This window comes from Rosettibacter primus (assembly GCF_036860675.1).
Classification (GTDB): domain Bacteria; phylum Bacteroidota; class Ignavibacteria; order Ignavibacteriales; family Melioribacteraceae; genus Rosettibacter; species Rosettibacter primus.
Window position 1 is genome coordinate 220785 of sequence record NZ_JAYKGK010000003.1, and the last position, 20253, is coordinate 241037.

Sequence of the window (20253 nt, forward strand, 5' to 3'; positions counted from 1 at the left end):
TTATGAAGACAAAAATAACATCACTTTTATTTTTTATTGCAATCATAGAATTATATTCACTTCCGCGCTTTTCGATGCGTTTAGGCGATAAATGCAGCGATTGCCATATCAATCCAACCGGTGGAATGATAAGAAATGAAAATGGATTTTTCTTTGGCAAAAATGTTTTAAGCATGATTTCACCAAGAGAAAAAGACTTTAGTCTTTCTCAAAAATTTACAGAAAATGTTTCATTTGGTTTCGATTATCGTTCTCAATTCCTTTATTCACAAGAAAAGAACAGAGCAGATTTCCAGGATATGACTGGCTCAATTTATTTAAATGCAGGAATATCTAAAAAAATTGATGTTGCTGCCAGATATGATTTCGTTCAATCAATTTGGGAAGCTTTTGCAATAGCGAGAATTTTACCAAATGAAAGTTACATAAAGATTGGTTCGTTCACTCCTTATTTTGGAATTCGATTAGATGACCACACTTCTTATACCCGCGGCGGCGACTTTGGACTTCTGTTTTCTATTGGCTCCATTCAAGGATTAATTTATAATCCCTTTTATATCGAAACAGGCATTGAACTAGGTGCAAACTTAACCGATATTACTCATCTAACTTTTAGTATTGGTAAAAGTAAATTTAATACAACATTAACAACTGACCCAACTATTACTTCAAGATTTGAAATAACTCCTTCTTTAGAAAAAATTAATTTGCTTTTTGGCGGCTCTTTTGCTTCTACAAAAACAAAAAATTTTGGTGCAACATTAAACACTCTGCTTTATGGAGGATTTTTAGGGATTGGAACAAAATATTTTTCGTTAATGGGAGAATTTGACATTGCAAAAGATTACATCGAGAAAAATACTAATTCATCAGCAATGATGATAGAAGCAACTTATCAATTAATGGTTGGGCTCGATGCCGTTGTTCGTTATGATAATTTTGATATCAATACTTCAAAAGAAAAAGATGAACATGCACATTTAGTAATCGGATTTGAGTTCTTTCCATTTAGTTTTATTGAATTGCGGCCTCAGTATAGAATTAACCTTGAAAATCCAAACAAAAACAATAATGCATTGGTATTGCAGTTTCATTTCTGGTATTAATTTTAGAGTTACTCCTTAAAAATTTCTTCATAAATTTAACAGTTTTTTTGTATTTAAGACTGATAAAAAAACTATGAAAAACAAAGATTATGTTATTAATAAACCTGTTACTTATAAGGATCAAGTTTAATATGCAGAATTAAAATGTAATCCTGAAGTAAAAAATTACAGCTGTTTATTGATTTGCCAATCTTGCTTTCATTAGTGCAATTGAAAGAGCATAACGGAACCTGAAGAGGGAATAAGTTGCACCAGTAATTGCATCTACTTTTCTAAAATCTTGTTTATCAATTAATTGTTTTTCATACAAAGGGTATGCAATAGCCGGAGAAGTCCCTGTAACACTCATTTCCTCATTATATTGAGCATCATTCTCTTTACTTTTGCCATCCTTTTTAATTTCATCATAGTCTATGCTAATAATTTTTTCTTCGAGTAATCTATTGAAAAACTCATGGATTTTTTATTTATATCTATAAGCAATTAGTATTTCCCAGTAAAAACACTTCGGTCACAATTGAACTAAATTGCATTTTATAAAGTTAACTTAATAAAAAGTTTATGAAAAATAGATTAGCAAAAGAACAATCACCTTATTTGCTTCAACATGCGAATAACTTAGTTGATTGGTTCCCCTGGTGTGATGAAGCATTTGAAAAAGCAAGAAGGGAAGACAAACCGATATTTCTTTCAATTGGATATTCGACATGCCACTGGTGCCATGTAATGGCTCATGAATCTTTTGAAGATGAAAAAGTTGCAGAAATCCTGAATAAAAATTTTGTTTCAATAAAAGTAGACAGAGAAGAACGTCCTGATATAGACAATATTTACATGCTAGTATGTCAAATAATAACTGGAAGAGGAGGTTGGCCATTATCAATTTTTATGACAGCCGACAAAAAGCCATTCTACGCAGGCACTTATTTCCCAAAATATTCTTATGCTGGAAGAATTGGATTTGTAGATTTATTAAACCATATCATTGAACTCTGGAAAACAAGAAAAGATGAATTATTGAGAAGCACAGATGAAATAACAAGATATTTAGAATTGCAATTCCAATCCTCTGAAGAAGAAGATTTGCATCAAGACATTTTGAAAAGAACTTTTATTTCGCTCAAAAATAATTTTGATGAAATACACGGCGGATTTGGAACAGCACCCAAATTCCCATCACCGCATAATCTAATTTTTCTATTTAATTATTACTTAAACTACGGAGAAGAAAATGCCTTAAAAATGGCATTAAAGACACTTGTCGAAATGCGCAATGGTGGAATTTATGACCAAATTGGTTATGGTTTTCATCGATATTCAACCGACGAAAATTGGCTGGTGCCACATTTTGAAAAAATGCTTTATGATCAGGCATTATTAATTGAAGCTTATTCAAACGCATATAAAATAACTTTAGATGAATTTTATAAAAATGTTATTTATGAAATTTACACTTACTTGAAAAGAGAAATGCTTTCTAAAGAAGGTGTATTTTTTTCAGCTCAGGATGCCGATAGCGAAGGAGAAGAAGGAAAATTTTATTTATGGACAACAAATGAAATTAAAGAAATTTTTCCTGATAATTATGAAACCATAAAAAAATTATTCAATCTATCTGACGAAGGAAACTTTCACAACGAAATAACAAGAAAATTAACCGGTAAAAATATTTTGTATCTATCAGACAGATTAAACAATGTTCTTGAAAAATTAAACATTAGTTTTGAAGAATATGAGAAAATAAGAAGTGTTCTCTTAAATCATAGAAATAAAAGAATTCCAGTACTTAAGGATGACAAAATCTTAACAGACTGGAACAGTCTTTTAATTTCATCACTCGTTAAATCATACATTGTATTTAATGATGAAAATTTTCTAAAATCAGCTGTAAATTGTTATGAGTTTATTATAAATAATTTATATGACGGAAAAAGGTTATTACATGCATATAAAAATGGCAACAAATTAGCAGAAGGTTTTCTTGATGATTATTCATTTTTAATTAGAGCTTCATTAGACCTTTACAAAGCTACACTCGACGAAAAATATTTAATTAAATCAATCCAGCTTAATTCCATTTTGAAAGAAGAATTCTGGGATAAAAATAATGGCGGATACTTTTTTACTTCTTCAAATACTGAAAACATTGTACGCACAAAATTACTCTATGATGGTGCTATCCCATCAGGAAATTCTGTTCAGCTTTCAAATTTAATAAGGCTATATCATTTAACTGGAGATTCTGAGTTTTCAGAATTAATAAACAAACAACTGAAAGCATTTTCACATCAGGTTAACAGTGCATCGTTTGGCTATTCATATTTTTTGAATTCATATCTGTCGCTTAAACAAGAAAGCAGAGAACTTTTAATAATGACTCAAAAGCGTTTAGATAAAGAAATTATTCATAAATTGTCTTCGTATGAAAATTTACATACAATTCTAATTACACCAGAAAATAAAGAAACATTAACCAAAATTGCTCCATGGACAATCAACTACAAAATAGTTAACAATCATACAACTTTTTATTTATGCGAGAATTATTCATGCAGTTTACCTACAAATAATTTTGATGAAGTATTAAAAAATATAGAATTATAATTATTCATTTTTATTCATAATTATTAAAAAATTTTATTCTGCCTATTGAATCTATAATTTATGATTCTTATAATCACAATTGAATTTTCAATTTTTACCAAAGTGAATAGATTAGATAAAAAATATTGCAATTTGCCTTCAACCATTAAGGCTCTGTTCAATTCAGAGTTATCCATCACAACATACACGTTCACGACGACGCGTTAATACGAACGCACTTTCCTTAAATATCTCTTCTTTAACTAAAATTAAAAAAAGGTGCAATGAACAAATGAGAATATTAAAATTTGGTGGTTCAAGTGTAGGAAATGCAGAAAGAATTAACAATGTAATTGAAATTCTACAAAAATATTACATCTCAAAAAAATTAAAATTTTCTGTTGTCTTTTCTGCATTTCAGGGAGTAACAGATAAACTTATTGAAATCGGAAATCTTGCTTACAAAAGAAATACTCAATATACAGCTGAATTGAACGCATTAATTGAGCATCATAATAAAATTGTAAATCAATTAAATCAGAAGAACAACATTAACCAGTTAATCAAAAAAGTAGATAAGCTTTTTACCGAATTAAAAGAAGTTGTTGATGGTGTCTATCTTGTAAAAGAATTAACACCAAGAACACTCGATTACATTGTAAGTTTTGGTGAAAAACTATCCTGTACAATTATTGGCGAAACTATGATTAATCGTGGGATTGACTGCGAAATTTTATTTGCAGATAAACTAATTAAAACAGACGATAATTTTGGTTCAGCTCGCGTCGATTTCAAAAAAACAAATAAAAATATTGTAAGTTATTTTCAAAGACATAAAAAGATACAGGTAATAACTGGATTTATTTCATCAACTTCCAATAATGAAATTACAACACTGGGAAGAGGCGGTTCAGATTATACTGCATCAATCTTTGGAGCAGCATTAAATGCTTTTTTAATTGAAATATGGACAGATGTAGATGGTATTTTAACTGCCGATCCTCGCAAAGTTAAAGATGCATTTCCGCTTGAATCTGTTACTTATGAAGAAGCAATGGAATTATCTCACTTTGGAGCCAAGGTAATTTATCCTCCCACATTGCTGCCCGCTCTTCACAAAAAAATTAAAATAGTAATTAAGAACACATTTAATCCAGAATTCCCGGGAACAATGATTGTTGAAAAAGAAAAATCACCAAAGTTTACTATTAAAGGAATTTCTTCAATTGATGATATTGCACTGGTTCAGGTTCAAGGTGGTGGAATGATTGGAGTAAGCGGAATTGCTGCCAGATTATTTGGAGCTCTTGCAAAGCACAATATTAATATAATTCTTATATCTCAGGCATCATCAGAACACAGTATTTGTTTTGCCGTTTTACCAAAACATGGCAATATAGCAAAAAAGATTATCGAAGAAGAATTTCGAATTGAAATAATGGACGGTAAAATTGGTAAAGTGGAAGTAGAAAAAAACCTATCAATTATTGCCGTCGTTGGAGAAAATATGCGTCATACCCCAGGAATTGCAGGAAAAGTATTTGGTTCACTGGGAAAAAATAACATTAACATAATTGCAATTGCACAGGGTTCATCAGAATTAAATATTTCTCTCGTAATTAGTAAAAACAATCTTACAGATGCATTAAACATTTTACACAAAGAATTATTGAAATAAAGAGGTAAATTATGAATACACAAAAAATACCAGTTGCAATTTTGGGAGCAACCGGAAGTGTTGGACAAAGATTCCTCGAACTTCTTTCAAATCATCCGTGGTTCGAAGTAGTTGAACTTGCAGCATCAGAAAAATCTGCAGGGAAAAAATATTCTGAGGCTACAAACTGGATTATGCAAACTCCATTACCAGAAAAATTTGCAAACATGACTGTAAAAAAATGTGAACCTAATCTAAATGCAAAAGTTGTATTTTCAGGTCTTGATGCTTCTGTTGCCGGCGAAATTGAAACTGCATTTGCCGAGGCAGGTTATTATGTAATTTCAAATGCAAGAAATCATCGATTTGATGATGATGTTCCTTTAATGATTCCAGAAGTAAATCCCGAACATCTTGAGTTATTAAAATCACAAAAATATAAGGGTGGAATTGTTACTAATCCAAATTGTTCTACAATTGGTTTGGCATTAGCATTAAAGCCGCTTCAGGATAATTTTGGGATTGAAGCTGTAAATGTGGTTACAATGCAGGCTGTATCTGGAGCTGGTTATCCTGGACTTCCAAGTATGGACATTATTGATAATGTTATTCCATTTATTGGCGGCGAAGAAAAGAAAATGGAAACAGAACCATTAAAAATTCTGGGAAAGTTCAATACAAATAAAATTGAACTTGCTGACATTAAAATTAGTGCACAATGCAATCGTGTTGCTGTAATTGATGGTCATACTGAATGTGTTCAAGTAAAATTGAAAAATAAAACAACTATTAATGAAATAATAAAAGTGTGGAAAGAATTTAAGTCACTGCCACAAGAACTTGGTTTACCAGCTGCACCCCAGAATCCAATTGTTTATTTTTATGAAGAAAAGTATCCTCAGCCTAAAATACATAGAAATATTGAGAAAGGAATGGCAATTTCTATTGGTAGACTTCGAGAATGTCCATTATTTGATTTTAAGTTTGTGATATTATCTCACAATACAATTCGTGGTGCTGCAGGAGGCACAATTTTAATTGCAGAATTAATGAAAGCAAAAGGATATATCCAATGAGTTCAAAAAGCATAAGAGTATTTGCACCTGCATCTGTATCAAATGTTGGCCCTGGTTTCGATATGATGGGATTTGCTCTTCATGAACCCGGTGATGAAATAATTATTAAAAAAAACAATTCAAATGAATTAAGAATCGTAAATATTGAGGGTGATAATGGGAATCTTCCAAAAGAAGTAGATAAGAACACTACAACCGTTGCAATAAAATCACTTCTTGAAAAATATGATTTGAATGTAGGACTTGATGTTTCAATACATAAAAAAATGGGAATCGGAAGTGGACTTGGCTCCAGTGCCGCCAGTGCAGTTGCAGGTGTTTTTGCGGTTAATGAATTGCTCAACTTAAAACTTTCAAAAATTGATTTGCTTGTTCACGCAATGGCTGGTGAATTTGTTGCAAGCGGAAGCATTCATGCTGACAATGTTGCACCATGCTTATTTGGCGGTTTTGTTTTGATAAGAAGTTATAACCCACTCGACATTATTCAAATTGATTATCCAAAAAATTTATACTGCAGTATTGTTTATCCAGACATTGTAATTAAAACTAAAGAAGCAAGAAAAATTCTGAGCAAAACTGTTAAGTTGAAAACAGCTATTGCTCAAGCTGGAAATGCTTCCGGTTTAATTATTGGACTTATGACTAAAAATTATGAATTAATCAGTCGTTCAATTATTGATTTAATAGCAGAACCAAAACGCGCAAAATTAATTCCTTGTTACAATAGAGTTAGAAAAGCTGCTCTTGATAATGGCGCATTAAATTGCAATATAACAGGCTCAGGCCCATCTATGTTTGCTTTTTCAACATCTGCTAAAGATGCGGAACGTATTGCAGATGCTATGTTTAAAGCTGTAATTCAATCTGGATTGAACGGAAAAAAATATGTTTCAAAAATTAATGGAAAAGGACCTATAGTTTTAGAATGAAATATTATAGCACAAATAACAAAAATCTAATTGTAAACTTTGAAACTGCTGTTATGCATGGACTGGCAGAAGATGGTGGACTTTTCATGCCAGCAGAATTTCCTAAAATGGAAAAAGATTTTATCGATTCACTCGAAAAATTTTCCTTTCAGGAAATCGCATTCAGAATTGCTAAAAAATTTATTGCCAACGAAATCTCAGATAGCAATCTGCAGGAAATTATATCAAACTCAATTACATTCCCTGCTCCATTAGTCTCTATTGGAAAGAACTTATATGTGCTGGAACTGTTCCATGGTCCTACACTTGCATTCAAAGATTTTGGTGCAAGATTCATGGCAAAAACAATGGGATACTTTGTTGCAAAGAGAAATATAAATCTAAATATTCTTGTAGCAACTTCCGGAGATACTGGCAGTGCTGTTGCACATGGTTTTTATGATACACCGGGCATCAATGTTTTTATTTTATATCCAAAAGGAAAAGTAAGTTTAATTCAAGAAAAACAATTAACAACACTTGATAAAAATATTACTGCTTTAGAAATTAATGGAACATTCGATGACTGTCAAAGATTAGTCAAAACAGCATTTGTTGATAAAGAGTTAAACAAAAAGTTAAATCTAACCTCAGCAAACTCAATTAACATTGCACGATTGCTTCCTCAGGCATTCTATTATTTTGAAGCTTACAAACAAATTCATAATAAAAAACTTCATTCAATTTTCTCTGTTCCTTCAGGAAACTTAGGAAATCTTACTGCTGGATTAATTGCAAAAAAAATTGGATTACCAATATCAAAATTTATTGGTGCATTAAACAGCAATAAAGTATTTGCAGAATATTTACAAACAGGAATATTTAAGCCTCGTCCTTCAATTCAAACACTTTCAAATGCTATGGATGTTGGGAATCCGAGTAATTTAATTAGAATAATAGAAATTTATTCAAACATTTTGAAAGAAATGCGAAATGACATTCATACAGAATCTTATGACGATATTCAAACTCGAAAAGGAATTAAAGAAGTTTATGAAAATTACAAATATATAATCGACCCGCATGGTTCAGTTGGATATCTGGCATTGAGAGATTACATAAAATTTGATCAACAATTTAATGGTGTTGTTTTAGAGACAGCTCATCCAGCAAAATTCAAGGATGTAATTGAAGAAGAATTAAAAATAGAAGTTGAAATCCCGGAAAGATTAGCAGTCTGCTTGAATAAAGAAAAAAGAACAGTAGAATTAAGTTCACAGTATGATGATTTGAAAGAGTATTTGATGAAAAACAGATAATATTTAACTAATTATTTCCTTCAATAAATTATTATTTAGCAATTCTTCAAAAGATGCATTTATAAATTTTGCTTCTTTTGATATTGATTTGTAACTGAGCTCGAGTGATTCTTTCTTTTTGGGATTAATTACTATTACTTCTGTCCCTGGTTGAATATGCTTTTTAAATAATGCAATTATATGTAAATCAGCTTCCGACATTGAATACCCAATAAAAATTATCTTTCTTGTCGAACGAATCTCACGCGATGCTTCAACAAGCAATTGAGAAATGACTGGATGATGCAAAGTCTTTAAATAAGATGGTGGCATTATTAATGTTTCAAACTCTGTTTCATCTATTGGACATTTAAATTCATATTCTTCTTTATCTGGATAAGTGTAGCCAAGAAATTTTCCTCTGTTTAAATCAATTTTTCTATCCCATGGAGTAAGCAAAGTCAAATTGCAGCAATTGCAATATTTCCAATTCAAACTGCCGTGAAGTTTTATAATTTTTATTGGAATTGGAGATACATTTTCGTCAACTAAAACTGGTTCACGAGGATTAATCCAGAAATTATAATTTCTTAATTGAGGAATTTTTTCATAATTCATTAATTGAATGCAATAATCAAGGAAATAATTTTGTTTAAATAAAAAATCAAAAGACTGCTCAAGCAATGTATCATAATTTAATGTAATAATTGATGAATTAGGAACATTCTCCGCAAGTATTTTCCAGAAAAGATGATAATAGTGACTATTTTTATCAGTATTCAAATTAACTATGTAATGAACAAGCTTTATCAAATATTCCTTAATATCTCTTAAAAGTGAATTTGTATATTTTGAGTTTAGGCTTTCATTGTGCTGAATAAAATAATCAATAAAACCAAATACAGCTTCGAGCCGAGGATACAGATTTAATTCTTTATTAAATTCGAAGTTATCTTTAATAAATTCGATTACAATTTTCCCAATTGCAGAATTTTTTATTTCTTCATTTTCATCAGATAAAATCTGAGGTAGTATATCTCTTTGAAGAGGAACTCCATCTGGATGCGAGGCTCCGGCACCAAGTACAAAAATCAAATCACGACGTTGAGGATATTTAATAAACTTTTCAATTTTATTCATAAGTTAATCTTAAAATCAACATAACCCTGTATCATCTTAAATTCTACCAATTAACTAAAATGTGGATAATAAAAATGAAATACTATAAAAAAGGAATTTTTTTATTAACAAAAATTAAAGAGAAAAGAATTATTTATTTATTTCAAAAAGTATTAGCTTTTTTCCTTTTTCATTTCTTGAATTAGTTGGCTTATAGGCAAGTTCAAAGATTGTAGATTTCTTGATATAAGCTTTATACTTTAACTCCGCTGCAGTAAATTCATCATTCAAATCTCCGCCTTTAATAGATGCAATAAAAGATTTTTCTTTAAGTAAAGGCAATGCATAACTAAAAAGAATAATTAAAGGAACAGTAGCACGACTAATCACAAGGTCAAAAGATTGAGAATATTTTTGCCTGAATTCTTCACTTTCAACTCTAAAATTTTCTGCAGTTAAATTATTCAATTTAAGTTTGCAAATGAATTCTTTCACTGCATCAATTTTCTTAGCAGTTGAATCAACAAGAACACCTTTAAATTGTGGACGGGTTATTGCAAGAGGAATACCTGGGAAACCGCCTCCAGTTCCAACATCTAAAAAATTATTAATCTTTTGAGGAAGAAATTCTGAAACATAAGATGATATGAATACATGATTCTCAATTATCTTTTGAATATCTTTGCGGGAAATCAAATTAACTTTAGAATTTTTCTGAGCTACAAGAACGGCAAAATTTGCAAGACGTTCGAGTTGATACTCATCTGGATTTATATTGTTTTCCCAGAAGAGCATTTTCAACTCACGAAGATATTGCTCGTATGAATTCAAAGAAAAAACCTCAAAATTAACTTTTCAAATATACTAATAAAACCGAAATATCTGAAGGCGTTACACCAGAAATTCTGGATGCCTGTCCAATTGACCTTGGTTTAACTTTACTTAATTTTTCTCGGCTTTCAGATGATATGGCTTTCAAATTAGAATAGTCAAAATTTAATGGAATTAAAACATTCTCTAATTTTTCCATCTTTTCAATTAATTCCATCTGTCTTTGAATATATCCTTCATACTTAAATTCAATTTCAACTTGCTCTAAAGCTTTCAAATCTTTGATTAAGTTTTCATATAACCCATCCCTATTTTTAATTACTTCAAGCAAATCTTTTAGATTGACTTCTGGTCTTTTAACAAGTTTATTAACAGATTCTGCATTATCAATTGGAGTGGTATTTAATTGAATTAAATAAGGATTAATTTCTGAAGGCAGAAGTTTTGTTTTACTAAGAATTTCTTTTGATTTTGAAATTAATGCTTCTCTTTCTTTTAGTTCATTATAAAGTTCTTTAGGTATTAAGCCAAATTCATATCCATATTTCATCAATCTTCTGTCAGCATTATCTTGTCTTAGAACCAATCTATGTTCTGCTCGAGATGTGAACATTCTATATGGTTCATCTGTTGATTTATCAACGAGGTCATCAATTAAAACTCCAATATAAGCTTCGCTTCTTTTAAGAACGAACTCTGGTCGTTTTTGAATTTTTAAGGCTGCATTAATACCGGCTACAATTCCCTGAGCTGCTGCTTCTTCATAACCAGATGTACCATTAATTTGTCCTGCAAAATAAAGTCCATCTACAAGCTTAGTTTCAAGAGTTAAATCTACTTGATGTGGAGGAAAGAAATCATACTCAACTGCATAACCTGGACGAACCATTTCGACATTTTCTAGACCTTTAATTTTTCTTAATGCTTCGAACTGAATATCTTCAGGAAGAGATGTTGAAAATCCATTAATATAAATCAAATCAGAATCCAATCCTTCTGGTTCAAGGAAAAGCTGATGTCTTTCTTTGTCTGAAAATCGATAAATTTTATCTTCAATTGATGGACAATAACGTGGGCCTCTTCCTTTAATTTTTCCAGTAAATAATGGCGACCTATCAAATCCTTTTTCTAAAATTTTATGAACTGTTTTATCAGTATAAGTTATATAGCAACTTAACTGAGGTAAATATGGAAATTCTTCTTTGGGAGTTCTTAAAGAAAATGGTTGAGGTGGATTATCCCCTTTTTGTTCTTCAAGAATATCCCAATTAATCGTATTCTTTTTCAATCTTGGTGGTGTTCCTGTTTTTAATCTGCCTGCTTCGAAACCCAATTTAACAAGAGATTCTGTTAAGCCTATTGCAGGTGGTTCACCATATCTTCCACCTTGAAAAGTTCTTAATCCAGTATGCATTAATCCATTCAAAAAAGTGCCGGTAGAAATAATGAGTGCCTTACATTTTATCTCCTGACCTTTTTGAGTTTTGATGCCAGCAATTTTTTTATTTTCTACAATAACTTCAGTTACAGAATCTTCAATAATTTCAAGGTTAGGCACAGAAAGAACAATTTTTAATGCTTCCACGGAATAAAGTTTTCTATCGTTTTGACTTCTTCCTGCCCATACTGCAGGACCTTTTGATTTATTCAAAGTTCTAAACTGAATACCAGACCTATCTGCAATTAATCCTATCATACCGCCGAGTGCATCAATTTCATGAACGAGATGACCTTTAGCACTTCCACCAACTGCTGGATTACAGGACATTCTTCCCATTGCATTTTTATCCATTGTAATCATAGCTACAGAGCAACCCATTCTTGCTGGTGCGGTTGCCGCCTCTATGCCTGCATGTCCTCCACCCACCACAATTACATCGTATTCTTTCATTTTCATCCTTTCTGTTTCACGTGAAAAAATTTTTAACTTAATTCCGTAGTTCTTTTAAGTTTCACGTGAAACTTTTTATTTGCCTATACAAAATTTTGAAAATATATTATTTAAAATGTCGTCTGTTGTAACTTTTCCTATAATTTCACTTAATGAATTTTCTGCATTTCTTAAATCAACAGCTATAAATTCACCTGTTAATTTCTCTGAAATAGAAATTTTTGCATTAATTAGATGCTCTTTTGCCTTTTTGAGTGCATTATAATGTCTGATATTTGATACTATTGCAGTTTTTTCAGTATAAATATTTGTTCCAATAGCTTTTTCTTTCAATTTTTGAAATAAATCTTCTATTCCTTCCCCTGTTTTAGCTGAAATACCAACATCATATCGATTGTCATTAATCTTTTTCAAATCTATTTTATTAACCACCTTTAATATTTTATCCTCTTTGTTTAATGACAAAATTTCTTGGAAAAGTCCCTCATCAAAACCTGTTTCTATATCGTTCAAAAATAAAACAATATCTGCTTCTTTAACTACATTTCTGCTTCTTAAAACCCCTTCTTTTTCTATTATATCTTCGGTCATTCTAATGCCTGCAGTATCGTGAAGTCTAAATAATATCCCATCAATTGTTAATTCTTCTCTGATTACATCTCTTGTAGTTCCCGGAATTTCGCTTACTATAGCTCGTGCTTCTTTCAATAAATAATTCAATAAAGAAGATTTTCCTACATTTGGTTTCCCAACTAATGCAACATTAACTCCATCACGGATTACTCTTCCAAACGAAAAAGTGCTCAATAAATTTTCAATTTCACTTTCAATTTCATTTATATTTTTCAAAATTTCATCCACAGGTAATAATTCTATATCTTCTTCAGCAAAATCAAGTTCTAATTCAATTAATGATGAAGTATTAATTAATTTTTCTCTCAAAGAATCAACTTTTTTAGAAAGAATTCCATCAAGCTGATTTCTTGCACCACGAAGTGATGCTTCAGTTCTTGAATTAATAACATCTGCAACAGCCTCTGCTTGTGCAAGATCTAATTTACCATTTAGAAAAGCTCGCTTTGTAAATTCGCCCGGCTCTGCTAATCTTATATTTTGTTCAACCAGCAACGAAATAATTTTTTCAACAATCAATTGACTTCCATGAGTACTTATTTCTACAGAATCTTCCCCCGTATATGAATTGGGTGCTCTAAATACAGATATTAAAACATCATCAATTATTTCATTGTTCAAATCAATTATTTTACCATAATGAATTGTATGTGTAGGACTATCTGCTATTTTCTTTTTGCCTTGGAATACTTTATCAACCTTAATAAATGTTTCCGGACCGCTAACTCTTATAACAGATATTGCACCAATACCGGGCGGTGTAGCAAGTGCTACTATTGTATCTTCGTTTTGTGATAATATTTGTGACATAAAAATCTTTCAAATTGAAATGCAAAATTAAAATAAAAGAAAAGCAGTAACAAGGTAAATGAAAAGAATAGGTAATAAGATTTATTATTTTACGAGTTAGTAATATTTTGATTAGTATTTTTTTATTTATTATGAAACTTTATTAAATTAATTTTGTATGAGCGAAAAAAATAGGTGAAAAGTTATGGCATTTAATTTTAACAAGTTTACAGTAAAGGCTCAGGAAACAATTCAAGAGGCTGTTGAAATTGCACAGAACTACAACAATCAAATTGTTGAACCTGAACATATTCTTGCAGCTCTGCTTCAGGATGCAAACGGTGTTGCTGTTTCTACAATACAAAAAGCCGGCGGAAACATTAATTCAATGAAAATTAAAGTTGGTGAACTCCTCGAAAGACTTCCTAAAGTAACAGGTTCAGGACTTGGAAATCAGCAGCTTTCGATGAGTACAGCAAGATTATTTGATAAAGCTTTTGAAGAAGCTAAAGCTCTAAAAGACGAATATGTTTCGACGGAACATATTTTACTTGCAATGAGCGAAGATGATGGCGTAGCAGGAAAATTATTGAGAGACAATGGCATTAATAAAAATGTTTTGCTTGCCGCTTTAAAAGATATTCGTGGTACGCAAAGAGTAACCTCACAAAATCCTGAAGATACATATCAAGCATTAAGAAAATATGGACGTGATTTAAATGAACTTGCTCGTTCTAATAAGCTTGACCCTGTAATCGGAAGAGACGAAGAAATTCGAAGAGTGCTTCAGGTTCTTTCAAGAAGAACCAAAAATAATCCTGTTTTGATTGGTGAACCCGGTGTAGGCAAAACTGCAATTGCTGAGGGAATTGCTCACAGAATTGTTGCTGGTGATGTCCCAGAAACATTGAAAACAAAAAGAATTGTAGCTCTCGATATGGGAGCTCTTGTTGCAGGAACTCAATATCGTGGACAGTTTGAAGAAAGAGTAAAAGCAGTTGTAAAAGAAGTTCAGGAATCTGATGGTGAAATAATTTTATTTATTGATGAACTTCATCTACTTGTTGGTGCTGGCAGGGCAGAAGGTTCAATGGATGCTGCAAATATTTTGAAGCCCGCTCTTGCTCGCGGTGAACTTCATGCCATTGGAGCAACAACACTTGATGAATATCGTAAGTATATCGAAAAAGATGCAGCACTCGAAAGAAGATTTCAACCTGTTTATGTGGCAGAACCAAGTGAAGAAGACTCAATTTCCATTTTGCGCGGATTGAAAGAAAGATACGAAGTTCATCATGGCGTTCGAATTACGGACGGTGCTATTGTTGCAGCAGTTCAACTTTCTAATCGATATATAACAGATAGATTCTTGCCCGATAAAGCAATTGACCTGATAGACGAAGCTGCATCAAAATTAAGAATTGAAATTGATTCTATGCCCGAAGAACTTGATGCAATTGAAAGAAAAGTAAAACAACTTGAAATAGAACGAGAAGCATTAAAGCGAGAAAAAGATTCTGATTCGGCAACACGTCTTGAAGAATTACAAAAAGAGTTAAGTGAACTCGAAGAAGAAAGAAACAGACTAAGAAGTCACTGGCTGCTCGAAAAAGAAAAGATTCAAAAGATTCGTTCAATGAAAAGTGAAATTGAAAAAGCTAAAGCTGAAGCAGACAGATACGAACGAGAAGGCGATCTTGGTAAAGTTGCAGAACTCCGTTACGGTGTAATTAATGAACTTGAAAGAAAACTTAAGAAAGAAACTAAAGAACTTGCTGAAATTCAAAAAAATAATAAGATGTTAAAAGAAGAAGTAGATGCTGAAGATGTTGCAGAAGTCGTTGCAAAATGGACTGGAATACCTGTAAGCAGAATGCTCGAAAGCGAAAGAACAAAATTATTGCGTCTCGAAGAAGAACTTCACAAAAGAGTGGTTGGACAAAACGATGCTGTTGCAGCCGTTGCTAATGCAATCAGAAGGTCTCGTGCCGGACTTCAGGATACAAATCGCCCAATTGGTTCTTTTATATTCATAGGAACTACAGGAGTTGGCAAAACAGAACTTGCACGTGCATTGGCCGAATTTTTATTCAATGATGAACATGCAATGGTAAGGATTGATATGAGTGAATATATGGAAAAGTTTTCTGTTTCTAGATTGATTGGTGCTCCTCCAGGCTATGTTGGTTATGAAGAGGGGGGACAGTTGACCGAAGCTGTTCGCCGCAGACCTTACTCTGTTGTTTTGCTCGATGAAATCGAAAAAGCTCATCCAGATGTATTTAACATACTGCTTCAAGTTCTGGATGATGGCAGATTAACTGATAATAAAGGCAGAACTGTTGACTTTAAAAACACAATTATAATAATGACTTCCAACCTTGGTTCTCATTTAATTCAAGAAAAACTAAGTGTAATAGATGAAAATAATTTCGAATATGTAATGGGAGAATTAAGAATTGCATTGACCGAATTGCTGCGTCAGACAATTAGACCCGAGTTCTTAAATCGTATTGACGAAATTGTTCTATTCAAACCATTGTTGAAACATGAAATTAAACAAATTATAGATATACAATTACAAAAAGTTGGCAATATGCTTGCTGAAAAAGGCTTGGCTCTCGAAGTTGAAGAAGATGTAAAAGATTTTCTAATGGAACATGGTTATGATGTAACTTACGGTGCTCGTCCTTTAAAACGAACAATTCAGAAATATCTTATCAATCCACTGGCTACAGAACTATTAATGAACAAGTATGAACCAGGAGATACTGTTGTTGTTCGTTACCCAGGTGCAGGCAAATTAGTCTTCGAAAAAAAATAATATAAAAAAGACGTCACATTTAGTGGCGTCTTTTATATCTCTTCAATATCATCCTCTTCAATTTCAAGATTAGGAATTTGTGTAAATGCTATTCTCATTGGAGCTGAATTTATTGCGAAATGTGAGCCGGCAAAATATGCAGCATCATGCCCATATTTTTTATTTAACAAATCAATTGCACTATTAAGAGATTGAAATTTTTCATCATCTTCAAAAAGTGAAAGTGTATATTGATTTTCAGGCATTAAATTATATAATGTAACTGCAACAGCCAATGGTTTTTCTTTTGTTGAGGGATAAAATTTCCACATTTCTTCAAAAGCTTTTATCAGCATTAAAGTATTTTGCGTATGATTGAATGAAATTTCATTACGCCATTTTTTACCATTAATAAATTTTACTTTTATTGACATTGTTGCACAAACAAATCCCATATATCTTAATCTCATTGCAGCTTTCTGCAAAAGCCGATGTAAAACTGAATAAGCACCTTCTTTTGAACGAAATTCTGGAGGCATGACATGTGAATGGCCAACTGTTGTTCTATGTGTTGGGGGTCTTTTTACAATTTCTCCTCGTAACTGCATATACATTCTTTCCCCTTCAATTCCTCCCCAAACTTTTTTGAGCATAGACTTGCTTGCATTGCAAAGTTTTTCTACCGTATCTATTCCAAATTTTTTTAAGCGCGGTTCCATCCTTCTTCCAATTCCAACAAGGTCACTTAATTTTAATGAATATAAAATTTGTGGTAAATCTTTTTCTTCAATTACAACTAGACCATCTGGTTTCTGCATGTCTGTAGCAGTCTTTGCAAGATATTGATTTGGTGCAATTCCAATAGAACATCTCAAACATTCACCCACCTGATTATAAATAGTTTTTTTAATTTTCTTTGCAAGTTCAATTGCATTTTCCCGAATCTGTTGTTTGCCTACTAAAGTGCAGGACATTTCATCAATTGAAAAAATACTATCGACAGGAATACACATCTCTACTGCTTGAACAAGCTTATGATGATATTCGATATAAACTCGATGACGCGCCTGAACAATAATTAAATCCGGACACACTTTTTTCGCATCTGCAACAAGGGTTCCTGTTTTAATTCCATATTTTTTTGCTTCGTAACTTGCAGCTATGCAGCAAGTTGTATCTGCTTTAACTGGAACAACTGCAACTGGCTTTCCTCTCAAATGAGGAAACTGCTGCTGCTCACACGAAGCAAAAAATGAATTGAAATCAATGAATAAATTTCTAAGCGGCATAGTCTGAAAATTTTTTGACTAAATAATAACTACTATTTCCATATTTTGAAATGTAAAAGAGATTCATTTTCATTCATTTAAAAAATTTACTTGTTTGTTCTTATTCTTACATCAACAACATGAAAATTATTTTCTTCATCAATTATTAGAGGATTTATATCAAATTCTGTTATCACAGGATTTTCAATCATCATTTTAGCACAGGACTTAATAATTTTTTTCAATTCAGCCAAATTGTTGAATTGTTCATTGCGAACACCTTTAAGTATTTTCCCAATTTTTGTTGATGCAATTATTTCGTCAACATCCTCTTCACTTAAATAACATGATTTGATTGCCACATCATCAAAAACCTCAACATATTTCCCGCCAAGTCCAAACATTATCATTGGTCCAAAAGAAACATCTCTATAACCTCCAATTAAAATTTCATGAACTGGTTTAATATACTTTTGAATTAAAAATTGTTCAATCTGATATCCATTTTGTTCTAAATTGTTTTGAATATTTTTAGCAGCTGTCAAAAGTTCTTCTTTATTTTTAATATTCAATATCACTGCTTTTGCTTCTGTTTTATGAATTAAATTTTTGCAAAGTCCTTTTAGAACAAGAGGATAAAAATGTTCTTCTGTGTTTTCTAAATCATCCGGCAAACAAATGTTACTTTGAACCAATGGAATGTCATAGGCAGAAAGAAGTTTTTTCAGCTCTAATTGATTTAAAATTTTATTCGATAAAAAGGCAAAATCTTTTTTTTCTATTGAAGAAATCAACTCATAGCTTTTTGTGTTCACTCTTCTCTTTAAATAAAAAAGCATATTCGAAATAACTTCTGGAGGGTCTTCAGGATTTCTAAAAACTGGCAATTTATATTTTGAATTATTCCGGTAATACTGCCAGAACTCTGGCAAAGGCATTGCTACTTGAAATATTGGTTTTTTACTTTCAATAGAATTTATTCCTTCAATAACTTCAAAAGCAGAAACCATAATCGGTTCAACAAAAATAGAGATAACAGCATCAACATTTTCATCTTGAATAATTGTTTCAATAACATTTTTAAAAGTTTGTGCATCTCCATTTGGCAAGAGGTCAACTGGATTTTCTACGCTTCCTTCGGGATGAACAATTTTTCTTAATTTTTCTTTTGTTTCATATGATAATGAAGATAAGAGCAAGCCTTCTTTTTCAATTTTATCTGCACAAAGAATTGCCGGACCACCAGCATTTGTTACTACAGCAATTTTATTACCTTGCGGCAGTGGAAAATTTTCAAATCCTTTTGCAGTATTAAAAAGTTCATTCAAATTCTCTGCTCGAATAATTCCAAACTGACTCAAAATAGAATCAACTATTTTATCTGTTGTACTCAATGCACCTGTATGAGATATTGCGGCTTTCATTCCACTTTGAGTTCTTCCTGCTTTAAGAATTATAACTGGTTTGGTAATTTCACCTTTAATAAATTTCTTTATAAAACTCTCGCCATCAACAAAACTCTCGAGATAAAGAGCTATTGTTTTAATGTTTTCATCTTTTTGCCAGAACTCTAAAATATCATTTTCATTAACATCTGCTTTATTTCCAACACTTATGAAATGAGCAAATTTTATATCTGTTTCTCTAAGTGAATTAAGAACTGCTGCTCCAAGAGCTCCGCTTTGAGACAAAAATCCGGTAGAACCAGTCTCGGGTTTTTCGGCAACAAATGTTGCATTGAGTTTTACTTCATTAAGAGTATTTATTACTCCCATGCAATTTGGTCCAACTAATCTCGCCCCTGAATTCTTGATTAAATCCAAAATTCGTTTTTCTAATTTTTCTCCTTCCAAACCAATTTCTTTGAAGCCTGCTGTTACAAGAATTATTGATTTAACATTTTTATTCAATAATGAATTTATTGATTCTTCAGCAACATATTTAGGAACAACTACAATTGCCAGATCAATTTTATCAGAAATTTCTTCAACTGATTTAAAACATTTGTAAGATAAAATTTCATCGGCTTTAGGATTAACGGGATAAATTTTACCTTTATAACCATAATCGCGAATATTCTTCAACAATTCATAACCAATGCTTTTTTCTTTGGTCGATGCACCAACAATGCAAATTGATTCTGGATAGAAAAATTTTTTTAGTGATTCCATCTTTCACCTTAATTATGAATAAGCTTTAACTCTTTTCTTCAACTGTTAAATTAATTCTTTTTGGAATGAAGATAAAAAGCATTTTTTTATAAAAAATATTAGTTTGCATACGGATTC

General features: G+C 31.5%; 14 protein-coding genes. 7 read left to right on the top strand and 7 right to left on the bottom strand.

The genetic code is table 11. The features are described from left to right. Positions 1-2 precede the first annotated feature (2 nt). The gene (locus VJY32_RS05760) at positions 3-1106 is read left to right on the top strand and encodes a hypothetical protein (protein ID WP_353676944.1); all 1104 of its coding nucleotides are present in this window, start codon (positions 3-5) and stop codon (positions 1104-1106) included. 175 nt (positions 1107-1281) lie between these two features. On the opposite strand, the gene VJY32_RS05765 is transcribed toward VJY32_RS05760, so the two are convergent. Next, positions 1282-1455 (bottom strand): hypothetical protein, encoded by a 174-nt coding sequence (locus tag VJY32_RS05765; RefSeq protein ID WP_353676945.1) that lies wholly within the window; start codon positions 1453-1455, stop codon positions 1282-1284. Between the two features lie 212 nt (positions 1456-1667). Between VJY32_RS05765 and VJY32_RS05770 the strand changes: the two genes are divergently transcribed. The 5 genes from VJY32_RS05770 to thrC all read left to right on the top strand — a co-directional run bounded on the left by VJY32_RS05770 (position 1668) and on the right by thrC (position 8652). Further along, on the top strand, positions 1668-3710 hold the full coding sequence (locus VJY32_RS05770; RefSeq protein ID WP_353676946.1) for a thioredoxin domain-containing protein: 2043 nt from the start codon (positions 1668-1670) through the stop codon (positions 3708-3710). Positions 3711-3981: 271 nt separating this feature from the next. Continuing rightward, the gene (locus tag VJY32_RS05775) at positions 3982-5367 is read left to right on the top strand and encodes an aspartate kinase (protein WP_353676947.1); all 1386 of its coding nucleotides are present in this window, start codon (positions 3982-3984) and stop codon (positions 5365-5367) included. Between the two features lie 11 nt (positions 5368-5378). Next, positions 5379-6422: an aspartate-semialdehyde dehydrogenase gene (gene asd / locus VJY32_RS05780; protein ID WP_353676948.1), complete on the top strand. Its 1044-nt coding sequence runs from the start codon at positions 5379-5381 to the stop codon at positions 6420-6422. Then, the gene (locus VJY32_RS05785; RefSeq protein ID WP_353676949.1) at positions 6419-7354 is read left to right on the top strand and encodes a homoserine kinase; all 936 of its coding nucleotides are present in this window, start codon (positions 6419-6421) and stop codon (positions 7352-7354) included. The genes asd and VJY32_RS05785 overlap by 4 nt, the downstream gene beginning before the upstream one ends. Then, positions 7351-8652, top strand: coding sequence for a threonine synthase (thrC, locus tag VJY32_RS05790; RefSeq protein ID WP_353676950.1), 1302 nt, complete (start codon positions 7351-7353; stop codon positions 8650-8652). The genes VJY32_RS05785 and thrC overlap by 4 nt, the downstream gene beginning before the upstream one ends. A 3-nt stretch (positions 8653-8655) precedes the next feature. Here thrC and VJY32_RS05795 read toward each other — a convergent pair whose 3' ends face one another. The 4 genes from VJY32_RS05795 to mnmE form a co-directional block, all read right to left on the bottom strand. Then, on the bottom strand, positions 8656-9771 hold the full coding sequence (locus VJY32_RS05795; RefSeq protein ID WP_353676951.1) for an SIR2 family protein: 1116 nt from the start codon (positions 9769-9771) through the stop codon (positions 8656-8658). A 129-nt stretch (positions 9772-9900) separates the two neighbouring features. Beyond that, positions 9901-10545, bottom strand: coding sequence for a 16S rRNA (guanine(527)-N(7))-methyltransferase RsmG (gene rsmG, locus VJY32_RS05800; protein ID WP_353676952.1), 645 nt, complete (start codon positions 10543-10545; stop codon positions 9901-9903). Between the two features lie 52 nt (positions 10546-10597). Continuing rightward, positions 10598-12472, bottom strand: a complete 1875-nt coding sequence (mnmG, locus tag VJY32_RS05805; protein ID WP_353676953.1) for a tRNA uridine-5-carboxymethylaminomethyl(34) synthesis enzyme MnmG — start codon at positions 12470-12472, stop codon at positions 10598-10600. Positions 12473-12547: 75 nt separating this feature from the next. Continuing rightward, positions 12548-13915, bottom strand: coding sequence for a tRNA uridine-5-carboxymethylaminomethyl(34) synthesis GTPase MnmE (gene mnmE / locus VJY32_RS05810; protein WP_353676954.1), 1368 nt, complete (start codon positions 13913-13915; stop codon positions 12548-12550). 184 nt (positions 13916-14099) lie between these two features. Here mnmE and clpB point away from each other — a divergent pair, with 184 nt between their 5' ends. Beyond that, complete coding sequence (clpB, locus tag VJY32_RS05815) at positions 14100-16718, top strand: ATP-dependent chaperone ClpB (RefSeq protein ID WP_353676955.1); 2619 nt, start codon at positions 14100-14102, stop codon at positions 16716-16718. A gap of 32 nt (positions 16719-16750) precedes the next feature. Here the strand turns inward: clpB and VJY32_RS05820 are convergent, their stop codons facing one another. Both VJY32_RS05820 and VJY32_RS05825 read right to left on the bottom strand, forming a co-directional pair. After that, positions 16751-17986 carry a DNA polymerase Y family protein gene (locus tag VJY32_RS05820; protein ID WP_353676956.1) on the bottom strand — a complete coding sequence of 412 codons (1236 nt, stop codon included), beginning with the start codon at positions 17984-17986 and terminating at the stop codon, positions 16751-16753. Positions 17987-18072: 86 nt separating this feature from the next. Beyond that, the gene (locus VJY32_RS05825) at positions 18073-20136 is read right to left on the bottom strand and encodes an acetate--CoA ligase family protein (RefSeq protein WP_353676957.1); all 2064 of its coding nucleotides are present in this window, start codon (positions 20134-20136) and stop codon (positions 18073-18075) included. Between the last annotated feature and the right edge of the window lie 117 nt (positions 20137-20253).

Excerpts from the sequence above, each read along its gene's own strand:
- VJY32_RS05760 (WP_353676944.1), top strand. The coding sequence starts at position 3 with ATGAAGACAAAAATAACATCACTTTTATTTTTTATTGCAATCATAGAA.
- VJY32_RS05765 (WP_353676945.1), bottom strand. The coding sequence starts at position 1,455 with ATGAGTGTTACAGGGACTTCTCCGGCTATTGCATACCCTTTGTATGAA.
- VJY32_RS05770 (WP_353676946.1), top strand. The coding sequence starts at position 1,668 with ATGAAAAATAGATTAGCAAAAGAACAATCACCTTATTTGCTTCAACAT.
- VJY32_RS05775 (WP_353676947.1), top strand. The coding sequence starts at position 3,982 with ATGAGAATATTAAAATTTGGTGGTTCAAGTGTAGGAAATGCAGAAAGA.
- asd (WP_353676948.1), top strand. The coding sequence starts at position 5,379 with ATGAATACACAAAAAATACCAGTTGCAATTTTGGGAGCAACCGGAAGT.
- VJY32_RS05785 (WP_353676949.1), top strand. The coding sequence starts at position 6,419 with ATGAGTTCAAAAAGCATAAGAGTATTTGCACCTGCATCTGTATCAAAT.
- thrC (WP_353676950.1), top strand. The coding sequence starts at position 7,351 with ATGAAATATTATAGCACAAATAACAAAAATCTAATTGTAAACTTTGAA.
- VJY32_RS05795 (WP_353676951.1), bottom strand. The coding sequence starts at position 9,771 with ATGAATAAAATTGAAAAGTTTATTAAATATCCTCAACGTCGTGATTTG.
- rsmG (WP_353676952.1), bottom strand. The coding sequence starts at position 10,545 with ATGCTCTTCTGGGAAAACAATATAAATCCAGATGAGTATCAACTCGAA.
- mnmG (WP_353676953.1), bottom strand. The coding sequence starts at position 12,472 with ATGAAAGAATACGATGTAATTGTGGTGGGTGGAGGACATGCAGGCATA.
- mnmE (WP_353676954.1), bottom strand. The coding sequence starts at position 13,915 with ATGTCACAAATATTATCACAAAACGAAGATACAATAGTAGCACTTGCT.
- clpB (WP_353676955.1), top strand. The coding sequence starts at position 14,100 with ATGGCATTTAATTTTAACAAGTTTACAGTAAAGGCTCAGGAAACAATT.
- VJY32_RS05820 (WP_353676956.1), bottom strand. The coding sequence starts at position 17,986 with ATGCCGCTTAGAAATTTATTCATTGATTTCAATTCATTTTTTGCTTCG.
- VJY32_RS05825 (WP_353676957.1), bottom strand. The coding sequence starts at position 20,136 with ATGGAATCACTAAAAAAATTTTTCTATCCAGAATCAATTTGCATTGTT.